General features: G+C 63.9%; 19 protein-coding genes. 10 read left to right on the forward strand and 9 right to left on the reverse strand.

The genetic code is table 11. From position 1 onward, the window contains the following. Window positions 1-14: 14 nt before the first annotated feature. The 4 genes from AVTE2539_RS11465 to AVTE2539_RS11480 all read left to right on the forward strand — a co-directional run bounded on the left by AVTE2539_RS11465 (window position 15) and on the right by AVTE2539_RS11480 (window position 4,084). A complete protein-coding gene (locus AVTE2539_RS11465; protein WP_284404994.1) occupies window positions 15-764 on the forward strand; it encodes an electron transfer flavoprotein subunit beta/FixA family protein in 750 nt (249 codons plus the stop codon). 2 nt (window positions 765-766) lie between these two features. Beyond that, window positions 767-1,699: an electron transfer flavoprotein subunit alpha/FixB family protein gene (locus tag AVTE2539_RS11470; protein WP_284410740.1), complete on the forward strand. Its 933-nt coding sequence runs from the start codon at window positions 767-769 to the stop codon at window positions 1,697-1,699. A 73-nt stretch (window positions 1,700-1,772) separates the two neighbouring features. Further along, window positions 1,773-2,765, forward strand: coding sequence for a tripartite tricarboxylate transporter substrate binding protein (locus AVTE2539_RS11475; protein WP_284410742.1), 993 nt, complete (start codon window positions 1,773-1,775; stop codon window positions 2,763-2,765). Window positions 2,766-2,998: 233 nt separating this feature from the next. Beyond that, window positions 2,999-4,084, forward strand: a complete 1,086-nt coding sequence (locus AVTE2539_RS11480; protein ID WP_284411602.1) for an IS5 family transposase — start codon at window positions 2,999-3,001, stop codon at window positions 4,082-4,084. Between the two features lie 158 nt (window positions 4,085-4,242). On the opposite strand, the gene AVTE2539_RS11485 is transcribed toward AVTE2539_RS11480, so the two are convergent. The 5 genes from AVTE2539_RS11485 to AVTE2539_RS11505 all read right to left on the reverse strand — a co-directional run bounded on the left by AVTE2539_RS11485 (window position 4,243) and on the right by AVTE2539_RS11505 (window position 9,293). After that, entirely contained in the window at window positions 4,243-5,226 is a 984-nt protein-coding gene (locus AVTE2539_RS11485) for a Bug family tripartite tricarboxylate transporter substrate binding protein (RefSeq protein ID WP_284410748.1), read from the reverse strand. Window positions 5,227-5,348: 122 nt separating this feature from the next. Next, entirely contained in the window at window positions 5,349-6,332 is a 984-nt protein-coding gene (locus tag AVTE2539_RS11490; protein ID WP_284410750.1) for a Bug family tripartite tricarboxylate transporter substrate binding protein, read from the reverse strand. A gap of 41 nt (window positions 6,333-6,373) precedes the next feature. Continuing rightward, window positions 6,374-7,405, reverse strand: a complete 1,032-nt coding sequence (locus tag AVTE2539_RS11495) for a hydroxyacid dehydrogenase (protein ID WP_284410752.1) — start codon at window positions 7,403-7,405, stop codon at window positions 6,374-6,376. Further along, entirely contained in the window at window positions 7,402-8,079 is a 678-nt protein-coding gene (locus AVTE2539_RS11500) for an RraA family protein (protein WP_284410754.1), read from the reverse strand. Before AVTE2539_RS11500 ends, AVTE2539_RS11495 begins: the two co-directional genes overlap by 4 nt. Beyond that, on the reverse strand, window positions 8,076-9,293 hold the full coding sequence (locus AVTE2539_RS11505) for an alpha-hydroxy acid oxidase (RefSeq protein ID WP_284410755.1): 1,218 nt from the start codon (window positions 9,291-9,293) through the stop codon (window positions 8,076-8,078). Before AVTE2539_RS11505 ends, AVTE2539_RS11500 begins: the two co-directional genes overlap by 4 nt. 84 nt (window positions 9,294-9,377) lie before the next feature. On the opposite strand from AVTE2539_RS11505, the gene AVTE2539_RS11510 reads away from it, so the two are divergent. Next, the gene (locus AVTE2539_RS11510; protein ID WP_284410757.1) at window positions 9,378-10,280 is read left to right on the forward strand and encodes a LysR family transcriptional regulator; all 903 of its coding nucleotides are present in this window, start codon (window positions 9,378-9,380) and stop codon (window positions 10,278-10,280) included. A gap of 214 nt (window positions 10,281-10,494) precedes the next feature. Here the strand turns inward: AVTE2539_RS11510 and AVTE2539_RS11515 are convergent, their stop codons facing one another. Continuing rightward, window positions 10,495-11,445: a LysR substrate-binding domain-containing protein gene (locus tag AVTE2539_RS11515; RefSeq protein WP_284410759.1), complete on the reverse strand. Its 951-nt coding sequence runs from the start codon at window positions 11,443-11,445 to the stop codon at window positions 10,495-10,497. A gap of 126 nt (window positions 11,446-11,571) precedes the next feature. On the opposite strand from AVTE2539_RS11515, the gene dsdA reads away from it, so the two are divergent. The 4 genes from dsdA (at window position 11,572) to AVTE2539_RS11535 (ending at window position 16,963) form a co-directional block, all read left to right on the forward strand. Further along, window positions 11,572-12,957 (forward strand): D-serine ammonia-lyase, encoded by a 1,386-nt coding sequence (gene dsdA, locus AVTE2539_RS11520; protein WP_284410761.1) that lies wholly within the window; start codon window positions 11,572-11,574, stop codon window positions 12,955-12,957. Window positions 12,958-13,034: 77 nt separating this feature from the next. After that, entirely contained in the window at window positions 13,035-14,018 is a 984-nt protein-coding gene (locus AVTE2539_RS11525; protein ID WP_284410763.1) for a Bug family tripartite tricarboxylate transporter substrate binding protein, read from the forward strand. Window positions 14,019-14,213: 195 nt separating this feature from the next. Further along, complete coding sequence (locus AVTE2539_RS11530) at window positions 14,214-15,770, forward strand: amidase (RefSeq protein ID WP_284410764.1); 1,557 nt, start codon at window positions 14,214-14,216, stop codon at window positions 15,768-15,770. Between the two features lie 17 nt (window positions 15,771-15,787). Beyond that, window positions 15,788-16,963 carry an NAD(P)/FAD-dependent oxidoreductase gene (locus AVTE2539_RS11535; RefSeq protein ID WP_284410766.1) on the forward strand — a complete coding sequence of 392 codons (1,176 nt, stop codon included), beginning with the start codon at window positions 15,788-15,790 and terminating at the stop codon, window positions 16,961-16,963. Between the two features lie 113 nt (window positions 16,964-17,076). Here the strand turns inward: AVTE2539_RS11535 and AVTE2539_RS11540 are convergent, their stop codons facing one another. The 3 genes from AVTE2539_RS11540 to AVTE2539_RS11550 form a co-directional block, all read right to left on the reverse strand. Next, window positions 17,077-17,688: a DMP19 family protein gene (locus AVTE2539_RS11540; RefSeq protein ID WP_284410768.1), complete on the reverse strand. Its 612-nt coding sequence runs from the start codon at window positions 17,686-17,688 to the stop codon at window positions 17,077-17,079. 102 nt (window positions 17,689-17,790) lie between these two features. Further along, window positions 17,791-22,245, reverse strand: coding sequence for a LysM peptidoglycan-binding domain-containing protein (locus AVTE2539_RS11545; protein ID WP_284410770.1), 4,455 nt, complete (start codon window positions 22,243-22,245; stop codon window positions 17,791-17,793). Window positions 22,246-22,415: 170 nt separating this feature from the next. Then, the gene (locus tag AVTE2539_RS11550) at window positions 22,416-23,606 is read right to left on the reverse strand and encodes an amylo-alpha-1,6-glucosidase (protein ID WP_284402989.1); all 1,191 of its coding nucleotides are present in this window, start codon (window positions 23,604-23,606) and stop codon (window positions 22,416-22,418) included. A gap of 119 nt (window positions 23,607-23,725) precedes the next feature. Between AVTE2539_RS11550 and AVTE2539_RS11555 the strand changes: the two genes are divergently transcribed. Beyond that, entirely contained in the window at window positions 23,726-26,428 is a 2,703-nt protein-coding gene (locus tag AVTE2539_RS11555; RefSeq protein ID WP_284410772.1) for an excinuclease ABC subunit UvrA, read from the forward strand. Window positions 26,429-26,511 lie beyond the last annotated feature (83 nt).

Below are 26,511 nucleotides of genomic sequence, written 5' to 3' on the forward strand. Positions count from 1 at the left end.
GAAAGAACACTGCCATGAAAATTCTGGTTCCCGTCAAGCGCGTGGTGGACTACAACGTGAAGGTCCGAGTGAAGTCGGACAACACGGGTGTGGACATCGCGAACGTGAAGATGAGCATGAACCCCTTTGACGAAATCGCCGTCGAGGAGGCCGTGCGCCTGAAGGAAAAGGGCGTGGTGACCGAAGTCATCGCCGTCTCCTGCGGCGTCGCGCAGTGCCAGGAAACGCTGCGCACCGCGATGGCCATCGGCGCCGACCGCGCCATTCTGGTGGAGACCACCGAAGAGCTGCAGCCCCTGGCCGTGGCCAAGATCCTGAAGGCGCTGGTGGACAAGGAGCAGCCCCAGCTCATCATCCTGGGCAAGCAGGCCATCGACGACGATGCCAACCAGACCGGGCAGATGCTCGCCGCGCTCGCCGACTTGCCGCAGGCCACCTTCGCCTCCAAGGTGGAAGTGAGCGGCGACAAGGTCAACGTCACGCGCGAAGTCGATGGCGGTCTGGAGACCATCTCCCTCACGCTGCCGGCCGTGGTCACCACCGACCTGCGCCTGAACGAGCCGCGCTACGTCACCTTGCCCAACATCATGAAGGCCAAGAAAAAGCAGCTCGATACCGTCAAGCCCGAAGACCTGGGCGTCGATGTCAAGCCGCGCCTGAAGACCCTGAAGGTCTCCGAACCCCCGAAGCGCGGCGCTGGCATCAAGGTGCCCGACGTGGCCGCCCTGGTGGACAAGCTCAAGAACGAAGCAAAGGTGATCTGAACATGACAGCCCTCGTAATTGCCGAACACGACAACGCCAGCATCAAGCCCTCCACCCTGAACACCGTGACGGCCGCCGTGGCTTGCGGTGGCGACGTGCACGTGCTGGTGGCGGGCAACGGCGCCGATGCCGCCGCCCAGGCCGCCGCGCAGATCGCCGGCGTCAGCAAGGTCATCCTGGCCGATGGCGCGAGCCTCAAGGACGGCCTGGCCGAGAACGTCGCCGCCCAGGTGCTGGCCATCGCCGCCAACTACAGCCATATCCTGTTCCCCGCCACCGCGGGTGGCAAGAACGTGGCCCCCCGGGTGGCCGCCAAGCTCGATGTCGCGCAGATCAGCGACATCACCAAGGTCGACAGCCCCGACACCTTCGAGCGCCCCATCTACGCCGGCAACGCCATCGCCACCGTGCAGAGCAGCGATGCGACCAAGGTCATCACCGTGCGCACCACCGGCTTCGATGCCGCGGCCGCCACGGGGGGCTCGGCCGCTGTCGATAAGCAGGAGGCCGCCGCCGATTCGGGCAAGAGCAGCTTCGTGGGCCGGGAAGTGACCAAGAGCGACCGCCCCGAGCTCACCGCCGCCAAAATCATCGTCTCGGGCGGACGGGCGCTTGGCAGCAGCGAGAAGTTCAACGAAGTGATGACGCCCCTGGCGGACAAGCTGGGTGCTGCGATCGGCGCGAGCCGCGCGGCAGTGGATGCGGGCTACGCGCCCAACGACCTGCAGGTGGGGCAGACGGGCAAGATCGTGGCGCCGCAGCTGTACATCGCGGCGGGCATCTCGGGCGCGATCCAGCATCTGGCGGGCATGAAGGACTCCAAGGTGATCGTGGCGATCAACAAGGACCCGGAAGCGCCGATCTTCAGCGTGGCCGACTACGGCCTGGAGGCCGACCTGTTCACGGCCATGCCGGAACTGGTGGACCGGCTCTGACCCATGGACCAGAGCCACACGCCATGCCCGTGTGCCGGTCATTTCCCCTGATTCCTGGAGATAGGAGACACACATGCACACATTCCTTCGCCGCCGCCAACTGTTGCTCGCCGCCACGGCGGGTTTTGCCGGAGCGGCTGTCAGCGCGCCGGCCTTGGCCAGCGTCCCCTGGCCGAGCGAGCCGATTCGGATCGTGGTTCCTTACACTGCGGGCGGTTTCACCGACCAGATGGCGCGCTTGCTGCAGGTGGGCTTGCAACAGCGCTTGGGCCAGCCGGTGATCGTGGACAACAAGCCGGGCGCCAATAGCATCATCGGCGTGGACGCCGTGGCCAAGGCCGCGCCGGACGGCTACACCTTCGGCGTGTTCATCGCCGCCTATGCCGCCAATACCACGCTGTATCCCAAGCTGCCGTATGACCCGAAGAAGGATTTGGTGGGCGTGTCACTGATGGGGGTGTCGCCCCTGGTGGCCGCCGTAGCGATGAATGCGCCCTTCAAGACGACGGCCGAACTGGTGGCCTATGCGCGTTCCAACCCAGGCAAGCTGAGCTTCGCGTCGTCTGGCAACGGATCTGCAGCCCACCTCACCTCCGAGCTGATGCGCCTGATCACCAAGACCGAGATGGTGCACATCCCGTACAAAGGTGCTTCACCTGCGCTGGCAGACCTCATGGGTGGGCAGGTGCCGCTGTTCCTGGATCCACCGCCCAACCTGATCCAGCCAGCCAGGGCCGGAAAGATCCGACTGATCGGGGTGGCCAGCGAAAAGCGCCTTCCTGCCTTGCCCGATGTCCCGACCTTTGCCGAGCAGGGCTACCCTGGCCTGGTGGGCAGTACCTGGGCCGCGATGCTCGCGCCTTCCGGCGTGCCGCGCGAAATCGTGCAGCGCATGTCTGAAGAAGTGGCGCGCATCATCCGCAGCCCCGAAGTGACGCAGCGGCTGGAGCAGACCATGGGGACGTTCGCTGAAGGCTCCACCCCCCAGGAATGCGATGCCTTCATTGCTTCGGAAACGGTCAAATGGGCCAAGGTGATTCAGGAGGCGCGCGTCACGCTGGAGTGACGCGGCGGGCAAGGGCGGGGTTTCGACCCCGTCGGCACAGGCAGCACCTGCCGCCGCTCTTCATGAAACTTCGCACTCCGTTGATCAGCCACTGGATCTGCGCCATGACCGGATGAGCATCTGACGAGTGATCTGCTCCAGCAAACGCATGGGCGCCAAAGTACGAGAGGGAACCTCTCAAAACCCATCCGGTCCCTTGTTGATCGAGAACGCGTGCTCCATCCTTTGCCATGATCACTCCCCGTAGCGCCCTGAAGTTCGACCTGTTCGCTGAGGCCTCGCGCCAACACAAGAGAGATGAGGTGGGCGATCCGCTGCAGGTGATCGCGCGGCACATCGACTTCGCAGAACTGGCCCGGCTGGTGGATGCCTTGATCGAACGCGGGGGTGGCCGCCGGGGCGGTCGGCCCGCCTACCCCACCGAGGTGATGGTGCGCATCCTGGTGTTGAAGCGGCTGTACAACCTGTCCGATGAGCAGATGGAGTATCAGTTGCTGGACCGGGGGAGCTACCAGCGGTTTTGCCTGTTGCAGGATGCGATGAACGTGCCGGACCGCAACACGATCTGGCGCTTTGGCGAGCGCCTTGGCGTGGGCGGGGCAACGGCCTTGTTCCAGGGGGTGGATGCCCAACTGCAGCGCCACGGCTACATCGCCCGGGGCGGGCAGGCCATTGATGCCACGCTGGTGCCCGCGCCCCGACAGCACATCGGCCAGCAGGAGCGGCGAACGCTGGCACAAGGCGGGCAGCCGGACTGGAGCCAAGCGCGACGCAGGCAAAAGGATGTGGAGGCCACGCACACGAAGAAGCACGGCAAAAGCCACTTCGGCTACAAGCTCAGCGTGAGCGTGGACCTCAAGCACGGCTTCATCCGCCGCCTCGCCACGGGCACGGCCAGCGAGCACGACGGGCGCCACTTCGATGAGGTGCTGGACATGCACAACACCGGGCGGGCAGTGCATGCGGACAAAGCCTACCCGAGCCGCCAAAGGTGCCAGATGCTGAAAGTGCTGGGATTCGTGGATGCGATGCAGCGCCGTGCGCAGGCGGGCCGACCACAGAGCGAATGCCAGAAGGGGCGCAACCAGCGCATCGCAAAGAAACGAGCCAAGTTGGAGCACGTGTTCGCCGGTCTCCGCCACCTGGGGGGCAAGTTCGTGCGCACCATCGGACAGGCGCGCGCCACGGTGGGGATGACGATGATGGCCGCCTGCTACAACATGAAGCGACTGGCCTGGTTCCTGCATCGGGGCGTGGATGCTTTCTTCAAGCCCGCCACTGGCAAGGCACAAGTGCGCCTGCAAACGGTGAACGCCTGAGCCACCGGGCCTGCAAGGCCCCTCATGCACCCAGGCGCAGACCGCTGCTGGGCCTCATCACGCTCAAACGGCTACTGGCGCCCACTCCTCCCTATTCGGATTCGTCAAACATGGGGTTGTGAGAGGCTCCCGAGAGTGAAGGTGGTCCTTGGTACCAGTTACTCGGCTTTCGCACCGGACACCCGCACCTGCTCGGCAGCCAATGGCATCTGCTGCTGCACGAAGCTCCAGAATTCATCGACGCCCATCGGCTTGACGGGCAGCGAACCCTGGTCCAGGAACTGCTTTTGCACTTCGGGATTGCTCAGGGCGGTAGCGAGCGCAGCATTGAGCTTGTCCAACGCTGCACGCGGTGTACCTGCCGGCGCGACCAGTCCGTACCAGGAGTCGGTATGGAAACCCTTCACCCCGGCTTCCTCGAACGTCGGTACGTCGGGTAGCGCTGGCAGGCGCTGCCGAGCGGCCACCGCGAGCGGGCGCAGCTTGCCTGAGCGGATGAAGGACATTGCGCCCGTCGTCAAAACGAAATCCACGCGGCCAGCCATCAGGTCGGTCATCGCCGGGGCCGTTCCCTTGTAAGGGATGTGGGTCACGTCGGCGCCAGTGATCTTCTTGAAGTTGGCGCCAGCCAGATGCTGACTGGACCCGACGCCGCCTGATCCGTAATTGAGTTTGCCTGGTCGGGTTTGAGCGGCCTTGAGCAAGTCCGCAACCGAGAGAAACGGCGAATTGGCCGGTACCAGCAGCACGCTGGGAGATGTCGTAATCATGCCGATGGGTGCGAAGTCTTTCATTGGGTCATGGTTGAGCTTTGGGTACAGCGCAGAATTCAGACCGTGCGATGCCACTGTCGCCAGCATGATGGTGCTGCCATCCGGCTTCGCGCGTGCAGTCGCATCGCTGCCGATGTTGCCCCCAGCGCCCCCCTTGTTGTCGATGACGATGGATTGGCTCAGTGCCTCGGACATGCGAACGGCCGTGAGCCGTGCCACGTTGTCGGAGGGGCCTCCGGCAGGCCAGCCCACGATCATGGTGATGGGGCCGGCTGGTAGAGCGCCCTGGGCTATGGCGTGGATGTGAGGTAGCAGCGCAACAGCCAAGGCAAGTGTGGAGAAGAAGGTACGGCGATTCAGTATGTTCATGGTGTGCGTTCATCGAGGAGCCCGCAGGCCAGCGGCGAACCCATAGAGCGGCGAGGTCTTCAAGGGTGTTCCGGAACGGAAGGAGCGGCGCGTGTGCCTCGGCAAGCAGACGGGCTTGCGCTTCACGGTCTGTCCTGCCAGGGCATTTCTGCCCAGAGTTTGCGGAAGTTGGCTTCAGTGGCTTCGAGTTCGGCCGCATAAGCCGCTGGCGTCAGGTATCGCAAAGGTGCGTACATGGCTTCGGCCTGCTGCTTGAACGCAGGGTCCGCGGCGATGGTGGCAATCGCATCGACCAGTTTCTTGCGGATCGCCTCCGGTAAGCCCTTGGGCGCCGCCAAGCCACGCAGCGAGGCCAACTCAATGGCAATGCCTTGCTCTTTGAAGGTGGGCACCTGTGGCGCCAGGGATGAACGCTCAGCTGACATTTGACCCAGCAGTCGGATCGGGGTGCCACCCTTCTGATATGCCAGTACCTCCCCGACGTTGATGGCGCCAATCACAATCTGCTGGCCCGTGGCCGCGGCACGCACCTCGCCAGCGCCTTTGTAAGGCACATGCGTCAGCTTGGTTCCGGTAGCGCGTTCGAACAGCAGCATCGCCAGGTGGTCATCCGATCCAGTGCCTGTCGTGCCAACGGTCACGGCGCCAGGGTGCGCCTTGGAATAGGCCGCCAGGCCCGCCAGCGTGGTGATGTTGTTTGTGTTGTGTATGGCGAAGCCGCCCGGGTCATCCACCAGATTGCCGAGCAGGTCATACTGGCTCCAGTGGAAGCTGCTCTTGCGTTCAATCGGGATGGTCAACACGTTGGGCGTGTTGATAAAGCCGATGGTGTAGCCATCAGGCTTCGCGCGTGCCAGCTCACCGAAGCCGATGCCACCTCCTGCGCCAGGACGGTTGAGCACCACGACACTGCCTTCGAGTTGCTTTTCCAGGTGCCGTGCCAGCAGCCGGGCGACAAGGTCGGTACCTCCACCAGGACCGTAGGCCACAATCAGCTCGATGGGTTTGGACGGGTACGGCGCGGCGGGCTGCGCTGCTGAGGGCAGCGCAAATGCAGTCGCTGCCAGGCCGGCGCACAGCGTGCGACGGGTCCATCGTTTGTTCATGCTTGTCTCCGTGATGTTTGCCCGTTTCGGGCTTATGGAAATCAGTGGCCGAGCGCGGCGGCAATGCGCTCCCTGGCCCGTGGCCAGACGTCAGGGTTGACCAGTCGCTCAGGTCGCTCGCCATCCGAGAGCAACTGCAAGATCTGTGTGGCGGCCAGCGTGGCGTTGTTGCGCCGGGCTTCATGTGTGACACCGGCCGTGTGGAACGTGGCCACGACATTCGGGAGGCGCAACAGGGCATGGTTGGCGGGTGGAGGCTCCTGGTCCCAAACATCGAGACCTGCACCCGCGAGATGGCCGTTGGCGATTGCGGCATGCAGGGCGTTCTCATCGTGAATGCCGCCGCGTGCGGTGCTGACGAAGATGCTGCCCGGCTTCATCGCTGCGAATGCGGCTGCGTTCATCAGCCCGAGGGTGCTGGCATTTCGCGGGCAGTGCAGCGAGACAATGTCGGAACGACGCAGCAATTCATCCAGTGGCACGGATTGCGCACCTCGTGCACTCAGCTCGGCGTCGTCCAGGGCGGGATCAACGCCCAGCACTTGCATGCCGAAGGCCCGACCCAGCGCTGCGGTGCGTCGGCCGGTTTCGCCGACACCCACAATGCCCAGTGTGCGTCCGCGCAGTTCGTGGCCCATCAGGTCTTCGCGACTGAAGCTGCGTTGGTCCGAGCGCAGCAACGCATCCGATTCCGGAATGCGGCGCAGCACCGCCAGCATCAGGCCGAGTGCCAATTCGGCCACCGAATCGGCGTTGCCGCCGGCCTGGTTCATGACCACCACGCCAGCGCGCGTACACGCTTCGATGTCGATGGTGTCGCAGCCTGAACCACTCGACGAAACCGCCAGCAGCCTGGGGCAGCGTGCCAGCAATTCTGCGCTGACGAACCAGCGTCGCGGCAACTCATCCTTGGCCGCAGTAACCTGCAGCACCTGTGCTTGAGCCAGTACCTCCCATGCTGCACTGTCAGCGCCTTCCCGTGCGCAGGTCTGCAATGTCACGCCAGGGGCTGCGGAGATGATGCGATTGAAGGCCGGGTCCAGCCAATAGTCGAAGCGGACGACCTGGCTCACAGAACCCCCTTCTCGCGCAGCGTGCGTTCAACCCAACTCCGGTCGGCGCGGCCTTCAGCGATGGCCTGCAGCGCATCGGCTTCGATGCGTTCAATGGCTTCAACACGTGCCGCAATGTCTTCGGCCTCTTCGGGCGGCACCGCCAGCAGGCCATCGCCATCGCCAACCACAATGTCCCCGGGATGCACCACCATCCCGTCAATGGTGACTGGCACATGCAACTCGCCTGGACCATCCTTGTATGGGCCACGGTGTGCAACGCCGCGTGCATACACCGCCAGACTATGTTGACCGATTGTGTCGCTGTCACGAATCAGCCCGTCGATGACGATGCCTGCCGCGCCGCGCGCGATCAGGAGCGCGAGCATGATTTCGCCAATGATGGCGTTCGGACCCACTCCGCCGGCATCCACCACGATGACGTCACCCGGTGCGCAGGTGTCGATGGCGTGGTGCACCATGAGGTTGTCACCAGGCCTGGTGCGCACCGTCAGCGCACGGCCTGCGAGTCCACCCTCGCGTTTGTGGAACGGTTTCAGCGACGAGGTTCCGGTGGTGCGGCTCATGGCGTCGCTGATGTTGGCGACCTGAAATCCACGGTAACGCTCCAAGAGTGCGTCACTTACGACGGTCGAGGGGCGCGCATGGATGTGGAAGCCCTGGATTTTGCTCATGGTTGGTTCGAAGTGATGGGGAAATAGTCGGTCGGACTGGCAACTGGACGGATGCAGCGGGATGTGATGTCGGCAATGCGCGTGAGCCCCAGCATGGCCATATCGCGAGAAATTTCTTCGTGCAGCAGGGCGATGGCATGGGCCACGCCGCCTTGGCCTGCGACCGAGGCTGCATAGTTGAAGGGCCGGCCCACGAATACGCAGCGCGCCCCGAGGGCCAGCGCTTTGACGGCGTCGGTACCGCGGCGAACGCCGCTGTCGAGCATCACCGGCATTTCGGGAACGGCGCGTGCGATGGCGGGCAACACGCGCAGCGGTGCCACCGCACCGTCGAGCTGACGCCCTCCGTGGTTGGAGACGATGATCCCGTCGACGCCATGGTCGCGTGCATGCACAGCGTCCTCCGGCGTCAGGATGCCCTTGACCACGAGTTGATTCGGCCAGCGCTTGCGTATGGCTGCCAGATGCGGCCAAGCCAGGTGGGCGCGGTCTGAGAAATCGCGCAACACATTGGAAGAAAGGATGGGTGCGCCGCGCATGGCGTAGTTGTTCTCGAAGTGGGGCATGCCATGCAGCAGCAGCGTCTTCAGAAACGTACCCAGCAACCAGCGCGGATGGCTCAGGCCTTGCCAAGCCAGCGAAAAGCTGGGCTTGAGCGGCGTTGAAAAGCCTGCACGCACATTGTTCTCCCGGTTCGCTGCGACGGGTGTGTCCACCGTGACCACCAGGGTCTGTACGCCTGCGCCTTGCACGCGATCGAGCAGGCCACGTATCTGCGCAAGCTCGCCTGGCAGGTAGGCCTGGAACCAGGTTTGCGGAGCGACCGCCATCACCTCTTCGAGCCGAATCAACGAAGAGCCGCTCATGATGGCCGGCACATTGGCTTGCTGTGCTGCCTGGGCCAATACGACATCGCCACGGTAGGCCGAGAGCGCGGAAATACCCATGGGCGCGAGTCCCACTGGTGCGGCGTAGCGGCGGCCGAAGAGTTCGAATCCGAGGTCGCGTTGCGCGACGCCGACCAGCATGCGCGGTCGGAAGGCCAAATCACTGAAGGCCCGGCGGTTCTCCGCCAGCGACTGGTTGTCCTCTACGGCGCCGCTGATGTAGGCATAGATGGGCCGAGGCAGGTGGCGGCGGGCCAACTTCTCGAAGTCGTCCAGGGACAGCACCTGTCGGCAGGCTTTGGGGATGCGTGGGGGAGACGAAGGCATGGCGCAACAATGGTGCGCCGGTTGATATTGAAAGAAAAGAGAAAAAATTCGAACTTTTGATTTCGCTTTTCGTAAACTCAATTCATGACTCTCAAGCAACTCGAGGCCTTCTACTGGGCCGCCACTTGTCTCAATTTCACGGTCGCGGCTGAACGGGTGCACCTGTCCATCTCTTCCCTGTCCAAGCGCATTGCTGAATTGGAGGTTTCGCTGGGGACCCTGCTGTTCGACCGGAGCGGGCGGTCAGCCGAGTTGACGCCCCATGGCGAACTGCTGTTGCCGCGTGTTCGTGCGTTGCTGCATGACGCGGCCCAGTTGCAGCAGGTCATCGGTCAAAGTACTGGTTTGCAAGGGCGTTGCCGGATTGGCTTCGGCGAACTGAGTGGACTGACCTGGCTGCCGAAGCTGGTGCAGAAGGTGGCCGAACTGCATCCTGCGCTGCAGTTGGAGCCGCATACCGACATTGGCCAAGTGCTGGAGCAGCGCATCGTGGATGGCGAACTCGACTGCGTGGTGATCGCAGGCCCCTCATCGCGCAGTACCTTGGCTTTCGAACGCGTAGCGCAGGTGCGATTCGTCTGGGCTGCAAGCGAGGCATTTCTCGTGAAAGCCGGTACCGACTTGCCGCAGCGGCTGGTACGCGAGCAGATGCTGATTGCCCTGCCTGAGGGCTCAGGTGCTACCCGCATTCTGGATGAATGGCTGAGCGGTCAATCGATGAGCGTCGAGCGGCGGCTCAGCTGCAACAGTTGGGGTGCGGTGGTGGGAATGGTGGCCGAAGGCCTGGGCTTCACGTACATGCCCCACGGGTGGGCCGAAGCGCTGCAAGCTCGCGGGATGCTGAGGATTCTGTCTGCAGGCAATGCGTTGGCACCCCTGACCTATACCGTGCAGTGGCGGCGCGACGATGTGAGGCCGCTCATCACGGAAATGCGAAAAATCATCAAAAGCGTCATCGACTTTTCCGCCCCCCGCTGCTTGTGCTGAAAAGTGCAGAGTGATCCATCGTGATCTCGGATACGCAGGCGCAACGCGCTTTTGATTCCGAACAGTGCTCGTCGACACTTCGATGCCAGATCTCAATCGCAGCGACATCACCCGAAACGATCAGCGATGCTGGTTCGGAGGATTGCGTTTTCGTCGGCACGATGTGTGCTGGCACACCGTTCGCTGCAAGTGCGGGAGCTGTGAAGGGCTTGCTTCACGGCGCCGGCAGCGCCTGTCGCCGCTCCTCACAAAATCCCCGTCCCTCTTCTACCAGCCACTCCCGGACCTGCTCCATGGCCGGGCTGGGATGCACGGTGGTCACAAATGAGTAAGACGCGCGCGACAGCACGCTGCGCTGGAGAACCGGCACCAAACGCCCTGCCTTGATGTCCTGCAATACCAGTGCGGCCCGGCCCATGGCGATGCCCTGGCCGGCCAGGGCGGCGCCCTGAGCCAGTTGCGACAGGTTGAATTGCTGGCCGCCCGCCCACGGCGGGGGCGTGGCGCCCACTTGGGTAAACCAGTGCTGCCATTCCTCGTACGTGTCGGCGCCATCCCATGCGCTGCCGTCGTGCAAAAGCCAGTCACGCTGCAGGTCCTGGGGGGATGTGATGGGCAGATGCCGCGCCAAAAATTCGGGGCTCGCCACGGGCAGGAGCCACTCATCAAGAAACACCGTTGCGTTCAGATCACGGTAGCCGCCCAAATCGAAACGCACTGCGGCCTCGATACCGTCCCGCACCATGCGGGTGCGGTCCAGCCTGTGGAACTCGCCAAACACCCGCAGGCCCATGCTCGGATACTGGTGGAAAAATTCGCCCAGCCGGGGCGTGAGCCAGCTCATGGCGAACGACGGTGAGCAACTGAGGGTGGCGGTAGCGGCCTCCTGCGGCCGGCGCATCTGCGCCAGCGTGTTTTCGATCGCGGTGAAGCTCTCGCGCAGTACCACAGCCAGCCACTGGCCCTCGGGCGTGGGCACCAGTGCGCGCGGTGTGCGAAGGAACAGCGGACGGTGCAGCCAGTCTTCGAGGTGCTTGACCTGCTGGCTGACGGCGCCTTGGGTGATGCAAAGTTCGGCAGCGGCCTTGGTGAAGCTTCCATGGCGGGCGGCTGCATCAAAACAGCGCAGCCAGGCGAGCAAGGAGGCGGAGAGGTGGATGTCCATTACTTTGGTTAATGCGTTCGCCACTATAAATGCGTTGTGACAACGGGGTGACGGGCGAAGAATGCGTGGCAGGGGCCCTTTGGAAAGCGGCCCGAAGACCGCGTCCCATTGCTGCCAAAACCCGATATGTCCCATCCAATCGACCGTTCCCCGCGGGCTGGATTTGCCGCCTTGGCAATCCGTCTCCGGCAGGCCCAACCGTGCGTGTGGATCAATCCTGAACGCTTGGCACATCCACCGGCCACGTTGGAAGCATTGGGGCGCAGCATTAGTCTGGATGATACGAAAACCGCTGCCGCTCGCCTGAAACGTTTCGAGGCATTGCTGGCACAGGTGTTTACGGAATTGGCAGACGCGGAGGGCGTCGTGGAGTCGCCCCTGCTGCCGGCTGCCGCGTTGAAGCCTGTGCTCGGCCTGCAGCCAGGGCAGGGCAACCTGTTCATCAAGGCCGATCACCGCCTGCCAGTGGCGGGCTCCATCAAGGCGCGGGGCGGGATGCATGAGGTGCTGGAGTTCGCCGAACAACTGGCGTTGAAGCATGGGTTGGTGTCGCAGGGCGATGACGAACATGCCTACCTTGCGCTGGCCGGCACTGCGGCACGCGAAGTACTGGGACGCTACCAAGTGGCGGTGGGGTCTACCGGCAATCTGGGACTGAGCATCGGCGTGGTGGCCTCTGCCCTGGGATTCAAGGCGGCGGTACACATGTCAGCCGACGCCAAGGAGTGGAAAAAGGATCGTCTGCGCCAGCGTGGCGTGCTGGTGGTGGAGCATGCGGGCGACTATGAGCGCGCAGTGGCCGCCGGTCGCTCCCAGGCCGGAGCCGATCCCACGTGCCACTTCGTGGATGACGAGCAGTCGTTCTCGCTGTTGCTGGGGTACAGCACCGCGGCCTTGCATCTGCAAAAGCAGCTGGCAGAGCAGGGCATCGTGGTGGATGCCGGTCACCCCCTCATCGTTTACCTGCCTTGCGGGGTGGGCGGAGCACCTGCGGGCATCACCTTTGGCCTGCGGCAGTTGCTGGGACCCCATGTGCATTGCTTCTTCGCGGAGCCGGTTCAGTCGCCATGTTTCCTGGTGCAGATGCTGGGTGGGCAAGCCGGCTTGGCAAGCGGTTCAGCGCACCCTTCGGTATATGACTGGGGCCTGACAAACCAGACAGAGGCTGATGGGCTGGCCGTGCCGCGCGCTTCGTTGCTGGCGGCTGAATTGATGGCGCCGCTGCTGTCCGGGGTGTTTACGGTGGCGGACGACACCTTGTTCGTCCATTTGGTGCAGGTGCTGGATGCGCTGGGCGAGCGCATCGAGCCCTCTGCAGCGGCAGGCTTCAGCGGCCCCGGCATGCTGACTGGCACCGACGCGGGGCAGGCTTGGCTGCGCAGCACCGGCGTGGGCGAAGTGCTGCCCCAGGCCACCCACCTCGTGTGGACCACTGGTGGGCTCTTGGTGCCCGATGCGCAGTACCAGGGCTTCGTGGAGCGCGGGCGGGCTTTGCTTGCCGCGCGTGACTGACGCGGGGTGCGGCTGCGGCCTTTCTCGGCGTCTCTTTTTTGTTTCTATACCCTTGTTTGACCCTTGGAGCGAATGTCATGAACCGCAAGAAGCTGCTTTTGTCCGCTGTGATCTGTGCCCTGGGCGTGGCTTCGTGGGCCCCTGCCATGGCACAGGAGGCGCCATTCCCCACCAAGCCCATCACGCTGGTGATTCCGTTTCCGCCCGGCGGCGCCACCGACGTGCTGGGCCGGCTGATTGGCAAGAAGATGGGCGATCTGCTTGGGCAAAGCGTGGTCATCGACAACCGCGCCGGGGCGGGCACCACCATTGGGGCTGCTTATGCGGCCAAGGCAACGCCCGACGGCTACACGTTGCTCATGAGTTCAGGCACGACCTTTACCGTGAACCCTGCGGTGCGCCCCAAGCTGCCCTACGACCCGGTCAAAAGCTTCGAGCCCATCGGCATTGCCGGGCGCACCAGTCTGATCCTCTTGGCCAACAAGGACTTGCCGGCGGCTGACGTGAAGCAGTTCGTGGCTTTGGTGAAGGCCGCACCCGACAAATATTCCTATGGTTCCTTTGGCGCGGGCACCACGTCGCAGTTTGCAGGCGAGATGTTCTTTCACGCTGCGGGTTTGAAGATCCAGCACGTGCCCTACAAGGGCAGTGCGCCAGCCATGACGGACCTGATGGGTGGGCAGATTCCGTTCACGGTCGACACCGTTTCGGCGGCGCTGCCGCAGCTCAAGGACGGCAAGATCAAGGCCATTGCCGTCACGGCGGGCAAGCGTTCGGCCCTGCTGCCCAAGGTCCCCACGCTGGTGGAAAGCGGATACCCCGGCCTGGAGATGGACACCTGGCTGGCCATGGTGGCGCCGCGCGGGCTGCCGCCCGCCGTCAAGTCGCGGCTTGAGTTGACCCTGGCCCAGGTGGTGTCGGACCCGGAAACCCGCGACAAGATGATCGCCGTGGGATTCGAACCTGCCTATGCTTCGTCCAAAACGGTGGCCGAGTTGATCGACAGGGAACTGCCCCTGATGCGCGCCATTGCCCAGCGAGCAGGCATCACGGCCGATTGAGAGCCACTCCGCGCTGTACTCCCCTGTGCCATTGGGTAGGACGGTGCCAGCGCGGCAGAAAGACTTTGCGCTGCGGCCACTGCTTTGGACTGCCGCAGGTTCAGAGGCTGGCGGTGTTTTGCAGACATCATGGATAACGAATGGACACGCACTGCCGGATACGCACTGCCAAATCGACAAGGAGACGAGTACCCCATGACCACCCCCAGCACGCTGGTCGAGTTGACCGCCAACGAACTGCGTCACCGCATCGGCAGCCGAGAGGTATCGCCGGTGGAACTGCTGGACGCCTGCATCGAACGCATCGAGGCGTTGAACCCGTCTGTTAACGCCATCACGGCCACCTGCTACGACCGCGCCCGCGCTGAGGCCAGGGTGGCCGAGGAGGCCGTGCTGCGCGGCGAGCCGTTAGGCCTGCTGCATGGCCTGCCGCTGGGCGTAAAGGATCTGGAAGCCACAGCTGGGCTACTGACCACCTATGGCTCGGAAATCTACCGCGACCACATTCCTGTGCAAGACAACGTGCTGGTGGCGCGCCTGCGAGCCGCAGGCGCCATCGTGGCGGGTAAAACCAACATTCCCGAAATGGGTGCCGGCGCCAACTCGCGCAACACCGTGTGGGGGGCCACGGGCAACCCGTTCAATCCTGCGCTGAATGCCGGGGGCTCATCGGGCGGCTCGGCTGCGGCGCTTGCCTGCGACATGCTGCCCGTGTGCACAGGCTCGGACACGGGCGGGTCGCTGCGCATTCCCGCCTCCATCTGCGGCGTGGTGGGTTTTCGGCCTTCACCCGGTGTGGTGCCGAGTTCACGCAAGCTGCTGGGCTGGGCGCCTATCTCCGTTGTGGGCCCAATGGGCCGCACGGTGGAAGAAGCTTGCCTGCAACTGGCCGCGACGGCGGGCATGTCGGCCGGCGATCCGCTGAGCTACCCGCTGGACCCCACGAGCTTTCAGTTCCCCGAAACGGTGGACCTGGGCCGCCTGCGCGTGGCGATCACGGAGGACTTTGGTGCCTGCGCGGTGGACAACGGCATCCGCGCCGTGTTTCGCACCAAGGTGCAAGCCATGAAGCACCTGTTCGGCACCTGCGACGCGATCGACATGGACCTGGGCGACGTGCACCGCTGCTTCGACGTACTGCGCGCCGAGGCCTTCGTGGCCGGCATGCGCGAAGCCTACCAGCGCGACCCGAACAGCCTGGGGCCCAACACCCGTGCCAACTACGAAATGGGTGCCGCCATGACGCTGCTGGACAGCGCCTGGGCACAGGCCGAGCAAACGCGCATTCTGGCGCGGTTTCAGGCGCTGTTCGAGCAATACGACGTGATCCTGTCCCCTACCACGCCCGTGTCTCCCTTCGCATGGACGCAGCTGTTTGCCAGCCACATCAACGGCGAGCCACAGGCCAATTACTACCGCTGGCTGGCACTGACCTATGTGACCACGCTCACCACACACCCCTCGCTGAGCCTGCCGTGCGGGCTGGACGACGCGGGCATGCCCTTCGGCCTGCAGATCGTGGGGCGCTTTCGGGCAGACCGCCACACGCTGGGCGTGGGCCATGCGATGGAGCAGGCCTTCAAGGGCATCGCCGGGCTTGACCGCCCAAGGCCGGACCTGGCCAAGTTGGTGGCAACCCGTGTGGAGCCCGCACTGACCTCGATCGTGACCGGCGCACCCGATCCGCGCGATGTCCGCAGCCTGCCGCGCGATGACCGAGCGGCCTCGGCGGCGAAGGTGTCTGCGGTGTGATGGGGGAGCGTGAAATCATGCAATCAGTGGACTACATCATCATCGGCGCAGGCATTGCAGGTGCCTCGCTGGCCTGGCAATTGGTCAATCGGGAGGGCGAGAACGAACGCCCCGGCGTGCTGCTGCTGGAGCGTGAATCGCAGCCCGGTTATCACACCACAGGGCGTTCCGCGGCGCTTTACATGGCCACCTATGGAACCCCCAATATCCAGGCGCTCACACGAGCAAGCCGCGCTTTCTATGACGCGCCGCCGCCCGAGTTCGGAGCGGACCCCATCCTCTCGCCCCGTGGCGTGGTCTATGTGGCGGGGCCTGACCAACTGGACCTGCTCCAGCAGACTTATGATGAAGCCAGGGCCGCATCGCCCAATGTGGAATGGATGGAAAAGGCAGCACTGCTGGCCCAACTGCCATGCCTGAAGCCCGATGCCGTGGCGGCAGGCATGCGCGAGCCCGACGCTGCCGACATCGACGTGCATGCGCTTCACCAGGGCTATCTGCGTGGGCTGCGGCAGCGTGGTGGTCAGGTGCTGACCCATGCCGAGGTAACGGCTCTGCAGCGCCAGGGCGGCGGTTGGCGGGTCACACTGGCAGATGGCCGGCAGCTGCAGGCCGGAACCATCGTCAACGCGGCGGGCGCCTGGGCCGATGTGGTGGCAGGCCTCGCCGGCGTGCCGCCCATCGGATTGGAGCCGCGCAGGCGCACCGCCTTCACTTTCGCCGTGCCCGAGGGCCTGGATGCCACCCACTGGCCGGCCGTGGTGGGCATCGACGAAAGTTTTTACTTCAAGCCCGACGCAGGCCAGTTGCTGGGTTCCCCTGCCAATGCCGACCCCACCCATCCGCACGACGTGGTGCCCGAAGAGCTGGATGTGGCCACCGGCATCTATCACATCGAGGAAATGACGACTTTCCAGATCCGCCGCCCATCCCATATCTGGGCGGGGCTGCGCTCATTTGTGCCGGATGGCGACATGGTCATCGGGTGGGACAACCATGTTCCGGGCTTTTTCTGGCTGGCAGGGCAGGGCGGGTATGGCATTCAGAGTGCTGCTGGCGCGTCGCTGCTTGCTTGGCAATTGCTGCGCGGCGAGCCACTGCCTGATGAATTGGTGCGTGAGGGCTTGGTGGTGGAAGGGCTATCGCCTGCCCGGCTGTCCGCACGGCAAAGCATTCCGGACCAGGTGATATAGCCCTTTCCTGGCCGCGAAGTCAAAAACCATTCCCCGATTACCAATGGGTGTCTGCATCGCGGCCATGGGACATCCATGGCGGCCACCACGATCACCACCTTGGGCCTGAGAGGTCAGGTCATTTTGTACAGCTGATGGGACGCGGCCAAATTCTCGAGCTGTGCACCGAACTGCTCCGCATGGCTCCAAAAGCGCCGGTCCAGGCCATCGAGCACCTGGTTCGCAATTTCATATTCAGGGTGGTCTTCCGATGCCGTGCGCATGAGGTCGAAGCGAGCCACTCGGTTGGCGGGTACTGGTGCGTCACCGAATACCGCAGCCTTTGCCTGTAATAGAAGGTCTAGGGCCACGGTATCCCCGATCTCCTGGAGCGCATCGACGGTTTCGCGGTAGTGGTTACCGCTGGAGTTGGAGAAGAACTGATCGAAGCCTCCGTTGTGGACCTCGCCAGAAAGGACGCTGAGCAAGTAATAAAGCTGGTCGCCATGCGAGAGCGATTCAAAGCCCTCGCCTTTGTACACCCGGTCGACGAGGGCAATCCAATACAGGCGTTCCGGGGATTCTCGATCGGCACGCTCGGCCTCGCGGCGCTGCCGATGTTCCTCGCGACGCTCTCCAATGGAGCGGGTATTGCCTCGCACACAAGGCATGCACAGGCCATCGTTGCTTGCTGCCGTATCGGGGTGGATGGAGTCGCCGCATCTGGTGCATGGAAGACGTTGCAAGGTTTGATTCCTGTCTTTGGATCAAGTCGACTGTGCCGTTCGCTTCGATCAAAAATTCGCGTGTGTGTCTGAAGTAGATGACTTTGCCCTGCTGTCTCTCTTTCACGCAAGCGCTGAAACAATTTGCTGCAGCACTATCAGGGGCTGAGGGTACGCTAGACCAGAATGGGCGTACAAGCTGATCTCGAAGCTCAGAAAACCCCCTTGGGTCGGCGTGTCCGTATGGGCGCTCCAAGCTTCGAACGCGCCGATGATGTTCTGCACCGTGCTGATCGCATTGAATTCAGAGGGTGGGAGGAACATCACCGGAGTCAGGGTTTCAACGGCCGGCGTGGAGCTTGCGACACGGTAGCCATAGGTGGTACGGACCATGATCTCGCGACCCGTTTCATCGCTGTCGAACAACGCGTTGAACAGTGACGTCAGTGGGTTGGTGGCCACGTCGTTGGTCCAGATGCCGATGGGCAGCGGGGTATCGATGCGGATGAGTGGGATCAGCGGTTCTGAAACCCCCCTCTGCGCGGTTCGGTAGACAAAGGCCGGGCAGGTCAGGGCACCGTCGGTGCCCAGCAATTGCGCATTGCGTATGACGGCCACGGTCGCGTTGGCCCGTTGATAGCGAGCCACGTGCAGACCGGAAAGCGTCCATTGGCACGACACAGGGGTAAAAGCCGGCACATTGGGCACGCCTTCACCCGCAGGAAAGTTGTAGTCACGACTCTGGCCCACCGGCTCTACTCCGATCAGCGGGACGTTCGCGCCGTCTGCGCAGAGGATGGTGATCTCTGGCCATGCTGCGGGTCCATCGGCTTGCAGCCGCTGCAGCGTCAGTTTGCAGTAGGCAGGTTGATTGGTCCCGTCGCCAGCGGCTGTGGTGGCGTGCAGCGTTGCCAGGTATTGATAGCGCTCATGCGGCACACTCGCATCGGTCGAGCCTGGCATGGAGACGCCATGCGCGGCACTTTCGGCGCTGCCGGAAAGGTGTGGCGCCCGATGTCCGTCCATGCGGTGCGTGGCAGGGGGCGAGTCCTGCGAATCATGGCTGGGCCACCAATCCGACCAGAGTGCGCCCACACGTTCGGCCAGGTCGGCGTAGGTATGGAGTGCTGTCACGAGCACCGGGTCCTTCGGCGAAACGCTGGGCACTTGCAGTTGCCCAAGGATGGCCCAAAGGGGTTCCTGCACGGCCGTGTACTGCGCCAGGGCCTGGAACAGCGCGTTGTCACCCCGGTTCCCGAGGTCGGTGGCAACGGGCGGCTGACCGTTGAATTCAATCTCGATGAGGGCTTGGTCTTGTGCTGCGTTGTCATGGGCATGGATGAACACATAAGACCAGTGCAGAGCCTCTGCCAGCGTGGCTGGGTCGGTCGGCCCTTCGGCCTGATGCGAGGCCACGAGCGGCGGGTTGGGGCAGGTGCGCAGCGGCACCGGTATGACCGTCGTGCCCAGCGGCGCGCTGAAGGCCGCGGGTGGGAACCGTTCGAAGTCGCGTAAGAAGCTCAGTCGCTTTGGCTTGCCACTGTCGTGGTCCAAAAGCTCGCCGGCGACCTCGATGTCATGGATGGCATAGTCTGGTTGCAGTGCCACCGCTCGGTGGAAGGCGGGCTGGTCGACATCCAGCGGGAAGGAGACAGTGCCTTTGCGGGTGTTGGCCAGGGCGGTCGCGGCATTTCCCAATTGGCAGATTTTCCACGCGCCTGGATCGTCGGAGACGGAGTCGTGTGCGCCTGCAGCCTGTGGATTGCCCACGCGCCCAGTTCCCCAGAGCCGTGCCATGGACGCGGTGGCTGGGGACTTGACAGCGGCATTGAACTGCAGGATGGCAGCGGTGTCGTAGCCACTCAGCAACTGGTCCTGCAGGCGCTGTTGCAGTGCTTCGCGAGACGCTTGCCATGCCTCCGAATCGCGGGCGCCCATGCTTGTCTCCTGACTCACTAGGACGGGGGAAAGCCCGTTTGCCACGGCGCGGGCCATAACATTCTTGGCGGTCATCAGCCGAGCGAGCGCTTCGGGCGCCACTTGTGCAGCGGGCACGGCATAGCGGTCAGTGCAAAGCTGGTCCAATCCCGCCAACCAGATGCGCGCCCAGGCCTCCAGGTCAATGCCCTGGTAATCGTGGACAGAGGAGGCACCCCAGCCGCCGGTGGTCTCGTCAATGGATCGGATCTCGACACCAGTCGCGTGCTCCAACGTGTTTGACAGAGGGCGCAGCGCGAAGCTCAGCGGCTGGAGCCCTTCAACGCCGGGTACGCTGGCCTGTGGCGACACCTTCACTTCGGCGATGCCGCCAGTGGCGACGAAAGAGACACCCCATACATCAGCGGGGGCAGTGCCATGCTCCGTGGCCAGCTTCAGGCCGATCACAGTGTTCTCGATGGCAACAGCCAACTGGTCCAGCGCGACAGCGTTGCTTTCTTGGCCATCGCCAATGCCGTTGCCCACCGCCACCACCACGCTGCTGTCCTGCACTGCCGCGCCGGGCGCTTCTGTGGTGCCACGCAACGCCGGTAGTACCTGGTCAGCGTCGCGCTTCAGCGTGACCCAGGTGCGCAAAGGAAAAATCGCTGCCGGCAATTGCCAGCCGCTAGTGCCGAAGGCAGCGTTCAGTACCGTATCGACCGGCGGCAGAAGCAATTGCGCGCCGGCTGCCAGAAAAGCGGTGCTCTGATTCGCGCGGACCAAGTCCTCGATGGTGACGTCCATCCCGGCCAATGCGAAGCGGCGGATGATGGCATGGATGCTGTCGCTTTGCGCGGTCTCAATGGTGGGCCCATCGGCGACTTGCGATGGCTTGAGCACGAGGCCTGGCACGATCAGCTTCGGCGTGGCCGCATTGGCGCTGAGCAGTGCTGTCGCAGTCAGGCCATAAGCGGTAGCCAGATCCTCTGGCGTGGTGGCGCTTGCCAAAAACACGGGTGGACAAAGTAGCAGCGCGCCAGCGGCCAGTGCTTCGGGGTCGGTGGCGATGGCCGTGGCAAATTCGTCCAGGGTGACGGCTGGGTTGGCGCGCGCGATCAGCGCGTCGAAGCTGTCGCCGGCCTGGGTGGTCAGTGGTTGGCCTGCGACGGTGATGACCTGGCCCGGCGCCAGCGTGGCGGGCATGGAACGGTTGGTTTCGCACAATGCCTGTTCGTCTGTTTGCTCGGTGGCGGGCGCGGCAGAGGGCATAAACATCGCAGCAATGGTGGACAGTGTTTGACCAGCGCGAACGCGGTAGGGAATGCGCAGCGAAAGGGATGTGCCAAGCCATGCCGCCAAGCCGGGCACGGGCAAGTCGCGCACCGCCAGTCCCGCGTTGTGGCGCAGCAGATCGCCCGGTCCGATGGCATGGGCGTGGGCCAAGGCGCCGAGCGGCTCTGCATCCAGGCCTGTGGTCAGCGTGGTTTTGAGCAAAAGCGCCGAACCTGCAGGGAGCAGATCCACCGTACCGACATTGAGTCTGGCCAGCGGGCCCATGGCAGTGCCGGTGGGGTTGTCCGCCAGCGTCCAGCCTGCTTCGATCAGCCTGCGGTTCACTGCCAGCGTGATATTGGGGCGGAACATGCCTGGTTTGTCTGCGTTGGCCAGGGCGACCATGGCCGCTTCAATCCGTACACCTTTGTCTGAAAAGAGGTGCGCGATGTCGTTCAGGCAGGCTTCGGCGCCTGGATCGCCTTCGGCCGGAACTTGCACCGCCACGCCTTCGGCTTCGAAGACAAACCCCGGCGCCAGCAGAGCGGGGCGGGCGCAGTTGGCCGCCACCAGGCTGGCCGGAGTCAGGTGCAGCGTGGCGGCGAGTGCCGACAGCGGCAGGCCGCCGGTGGGTTGTGTCCGGTCGGTGGTCGGAATCGCCAACTCGATTCCGGGGTTCAGCGGCGCTGAGATGTTGTTCGGGTCGGTCAGCACGGCAGCAGGGTCCAGGTCCTCGGCCACCAGCGCTGCCACGGTGCCACCGGCCACGAAAGCGGCATAGCTGGGCATCCACAGGCCCTCGGGTGGTAGGTGCACCAGGGTGCCAATCGTGCGGTCTCGAGCGGCCAAGCCCATCGCCTGCCAATCCACACCGTAATGCGAAGAGACATCGGCCAGCGTGGCTGCTGCGACGGGGTCGGCCATGGCCACGCCCAGCGTTGCAGCCGCTTGGCTGAATGCGTGGCACGCTGCGGCATGGGCGCGCAGCGGCGGGATTTCCACCGGCATTTGGATCGGCGTGCCGCCAGCCGGCTGGTTCAGCGAGGTGGCGAGGGACAGTTGCATGTCCGGCTGTACCAACTGCCACATGATGGCTTCGAAGCGGGTCGCGACTTCGCTGGCCGTGGCTGCCGCCGCATCACCCGCCGCTGTGGGTGCGGGCAGCAGGCCTTCGGGATGCATGGCGATGTTCACCGCCAATGTGGCGCCCGTGGTCTCGGCACTGGCAGGCAAAAAACGCCATGCCATGGTGGTGTTTGGCCAGGATGCGATGCCCAGCACGGCATCGCTGTAGCCGACCGACGTGTTGTCGGTGTCGGCCTTTGCATCGCTTGATAGGGCGCTGGCTTGGGAGGGAGGGGATGGAGAGTTCACTGCGGCGCTCATGGTCGCGCGTCCCCTGGCGCTGTCAGGCTGGCCGAGACGGCCGGTGCAACTGCCTCGGGCGCAGTGCTGCTGCGGAATATATCTTGAAGCTCCGCACCGCTGCTGGCCATGGGTGGCGCATGGGACGCGGCACCAAGATGCCTGCCCGGCCAACCTTCAGCAAGCCCCTGTCACCAAGCCGTCTCTTGACCCTGCAGCGCACGCCGGGCCATCAGGAAGGTGGCTGCATTCCAGCTCTGCCCGGCCATGCCGAGCGGCGCCAGCGTGCGGCCGTGGAACCACTCGGTGAAGCGCCAATTGTCGAGTTCGTTCGTGCGCGCCAGCTTGACCAGTTCGGCCCAGCCTTCTGCTTGCAGGCCCACCTTCGTCAATGCCATGACCCAGAATGCACCGACAAAGGGCCAGATACCTCCGTTGTGGTATTGGTGCGCAAGGTTCTGTCGATGCCGTCCCATGTAGGCTCGCCAGAGATCGTGCTGTTCCGACAGGGGATGCAGCACCACCCGCACCGGATAAGGATCGCTGGCCCGCGCGGCCCCGATCGCGTTCGTGATGCTGTGCGACATGGCCTCGTCGGCCAGGCCGCATTGGATGGCCAGCAAATTGCCGAACACATCGCCCTCGTCCCCCACGACCGCCAGATTCACGAAGCTCAGGTAGAGCCCACGATCCCGACGGCCACGGCGCGCGTAGTGCTGGAGCAGGCGGGCGCGGTGGTACTGGTGAAGATCGCGCTGGAACGGATTGAAGAGATGGTTGAAATGGTGCTGCGTCTCGTCCGCATGGCACAGCGCGAAACGGCGCTTGACGTCGAACCACAGTGCATTGGTGTAGAGCACATATCCCGAGCGCGGCATGATGTCCGCCCAGTCGCTTGCCTCGTTCTGCTGCAACAGTCGAAAGTGCTGGTGCTCTTGCGCCAGCAGCCATCCGAGCGCGCGGTCGACTTCGCTGGCCCAGTGGTCGGTCCCAACCTCGCCGTGCCGTCGCACGTGGTCCACCGCGATCAACCACCACAACGTGGCGTCGATGCAGCCCAGGTACCAAAAGTCCGCATCATGGCCTTCCGGGTCCACATACTTTGGGATCTGCCCGTTGGGAGCCTGCTTCGCCGCCAGCGCATCCAGGCTGGCCACCGCGCCTTGTTCGAGGGCCGGCACCCCGCTGCCGCACATGGCCATCACGCAAATGGCCGCATCCCGCCCGAAGATGCGCGTGTAGCGTCGCGCCTCCGCAGCTGCGGTGCGGCTTGCCGCCAAAATACCATGCTGGGTGAGATTGCTCTCCAGCAGCGTCAGCGCAGCTTCCGAGCAGGTGTCAATCAAGGCGAGCGAGGACGTATCAAGGGTATGGTCGGACATGGGCAGTTCAGATGCCAAAGTGAACGATGCGTGGATTTTGCCGATCGTGGCGAGCGCTGACCATTTCTCCTTTTGTGCAGCACCTCGCTGGCAAATCAACGGTAACGACAACCCATCCTATGCCAAACCAATCGAAGCGGGCGAATAACCACGATGGATTCGTTCTTGTGCGCGGCGCACGGGAGCACAACCTGAAGAATGTGGATGTCGAGATTCCCCGCAATGCCATCGTGGTGTTCACGGGCGTCTCGGGCTCCGGTAAGTCTTCGCTGGCTTTTGGCACCATCTATGCGGAGGCGCAGCGCCGGTATTTTGAGTCGGTGGCGCCCTATGCGCGTCGTTTGATCGATCAGGTGGGCGTGCCTCAGGTCGATGCCATCGAGGGTTTGCCGCCCGCTGTGGCCCTGCAGCAGCAACGGGGCACGCCCACCGCACGATCATCCGTGGGCAGCGTGACCACTATTTCCAGCCTGGTGCGCATGCTGTACTCCCGCGCTGGAACCTACCCACTCCGGCAGCCCATGCTGTACGCGGAAGACTTTTCGCCCAACACCCCACAGGGCGCTTGTCCGCACTGCCACGGCTTGGGCCGCATCTACGAGGTAACCGAGGCCTCGATGGTGCCCGACGATTCACTCACCCTGCGCGAGCGGGCTGTGGCGGCTTGGCCCAGCGCCTGGCAAGGGCAGAACCTGCGCGATATCCTGACCACGCTGGGGCACGACATTGATGTGCCTTGGCGAGATCTGCCGCGCAAGACGCGAGACTGGATTCTCTTCACCGACGAGCAGCCGACAGTCCCTGTGTACGCAGGCTTCACGATGGAAGAGGTACGCCGGGCGCGACGCGCCAAGCAGCAGCCCAGCTACATGGGCACCTTCACCGGCGCTCGCCGCTACGTGATGCAGACTTTCGCCACCAGCCAGAGCGCCATGATGAAGCGCAAGGTGGCCCAGTTCATGGTGGGCACGCCCTGTCCCGTGTGCCATGGAAAACGTCTCAAGCCGGAGGCCTTGTCCGTCACTTTTTGCGGGCTGGACATCGGCGACCTCACACACCTGTCCCTGTCCGCATTGGCCGATGTACTTGGCCCGGTGGCCAAGGGGTTGCCGTCCATTGGGCCCTCGGAAAGTGCGAGCGCCAGCTTGTCGAAAGCGGCTCGCATGCGTGCGGCCGCACAGCGCGAAGCGGCAGGAGCGTCGGGCCACGCGAGCGCGCCCGACATCCGCCGTACGCCCAACCTGTCGGCGGAAAAGCAATTGGCCGCTCAGCGCATTGCGCAGGAGCTACTGGCCCGTGTTCGGGCGTTGACGGACCTCGGTCTGGGCTATCTGTCGCTCGACCGCGCCACCCCTACCCTGTCGCCTGGCGAGTTGCAGCGGTTGCGCTTGGCGACCCAGCTCGCATCGCAACTCTTCGGAGTCGTTTACGTGCTGGACGAGCCTTCTGCCGGCCTGCATCCCGCCGACAGCGAATCGTTGCTCACGGCGCTGGAGCGTCTGAAAGCCGCCGGCAACTCCATCTTCGTGGTGGAACACGACATCGCCACCATGCGCCGTGCCGACTGGCTGGTGGATGTGGGGCCGGCCGCCGGAGAACAAGGTGGCCAAGTGCTTTACAGTGGCCCGCCGCAAGGATTGGCCGGCGTGCTGCAATCCCAGACACGCCGGTATCTGTTCGCAGACGTTGCACGTGATCGCCGCGTCCAGCGAACACCGCAAGCCTGGCTGACATTGGAGGGTGTGCATCGCCACAATTTGCGTGGGGTGGATGCGGCTTTCCCCATCGGCTGCCTGACTGCCGTAACCGGTGTTTCAGGGTCAGGCAAGTCAAGTCTGGTCAGCCAAGCGCTTCTGGAACTGGTCAGCGCCCATCTGGGGCAGCCCATGCCGGCGCCGGAGGACGGTGGCATGCCGGAGGGGCCGCCCGATGCGGCTGCCGGCGATGATGATCCGGGCGCTACTCTTGAGCTGGGTGGGGCCATTCCCATCGTGGGCCGACTGGGTGGTGCAACCGATCAGGTGCGCAGGCTGGTGCGGGTGGACCAGAAACCCATTGGACGCACCCCCCGCTCCAATTTGGCCACATACACGGGCCTTTTCGATGCCGTTCGAAAGTTGTTTGCGGCCACACCTGCTGCACGAAAGAAGCGGTACGACGCAGGTCGTTTTTCGTTCAATGTTGCGAAAGGGCGGTGCCCCACCTGCGAGGGTGAAGGTTTCGTCAGCGTGGAGTTGCTCTTTCTGCCCAGTGTCTATGCACCTTGCCTTACTTGCCACGGAACACGCTATAACCCCCAGACATTGGCCATTACCTGGAACGGACTGTCGATTGCCGACGTGCTGGCACTTACCGTGGACGCAGCATGCGAAACCTTCGTGGACGAACCCAGTGTGTTCCGGTCTTTGCAAGTCCTGCGCGACATCGGTCTCGGCTACCTGCGCCTTGGTCAGCCCGCCACGGAACTGTCGGGTGGCGAAGCACAGCGCATCAAGCTCGCCACCGAATTGCAGCGCACGCAACGCGGGCACACGCTGTATGTGCTGGACGAGCCGACCACCGGTTTGCATCCTGCCGATGTGGACCGCCTGCTGTCCCAGTTGGATGCTCTCGTGCAGTCAGGCAACACGGTGGTAGTGGTTGAGCACGACATGCATTTCGTCGCCTCTAGCGATTGGGTGATCGACATCGGTCCGGGGGCAGGGGCCCAGGGCGGGCGCATCGTGGCGAGCGGGACTTCGGCGGAGGTGGCACTCTGCGCAGAGTCTCGCACCGCAGCCTATCTGAAAGCGGTGTTGGGAGTCATCACAACTGAAGCCTAAGCCCAGCAGGAACCCATGAGCTACGGCAGCATGGACCGCCCTGCTTATCCGCGTGATGGGGTGTTTGTGCTACCTGCCGTCTT

Origin of the sequence: Acidovorax sp. SUPP2539 (genome assembly GCF_030158975.1) — a bacterium.
Lineage (GTDB): Bacteria > Pseudomonadota > Gammaproteobacteria > Burkholderiales > Burkholderiaceae_C > Paracidovorax.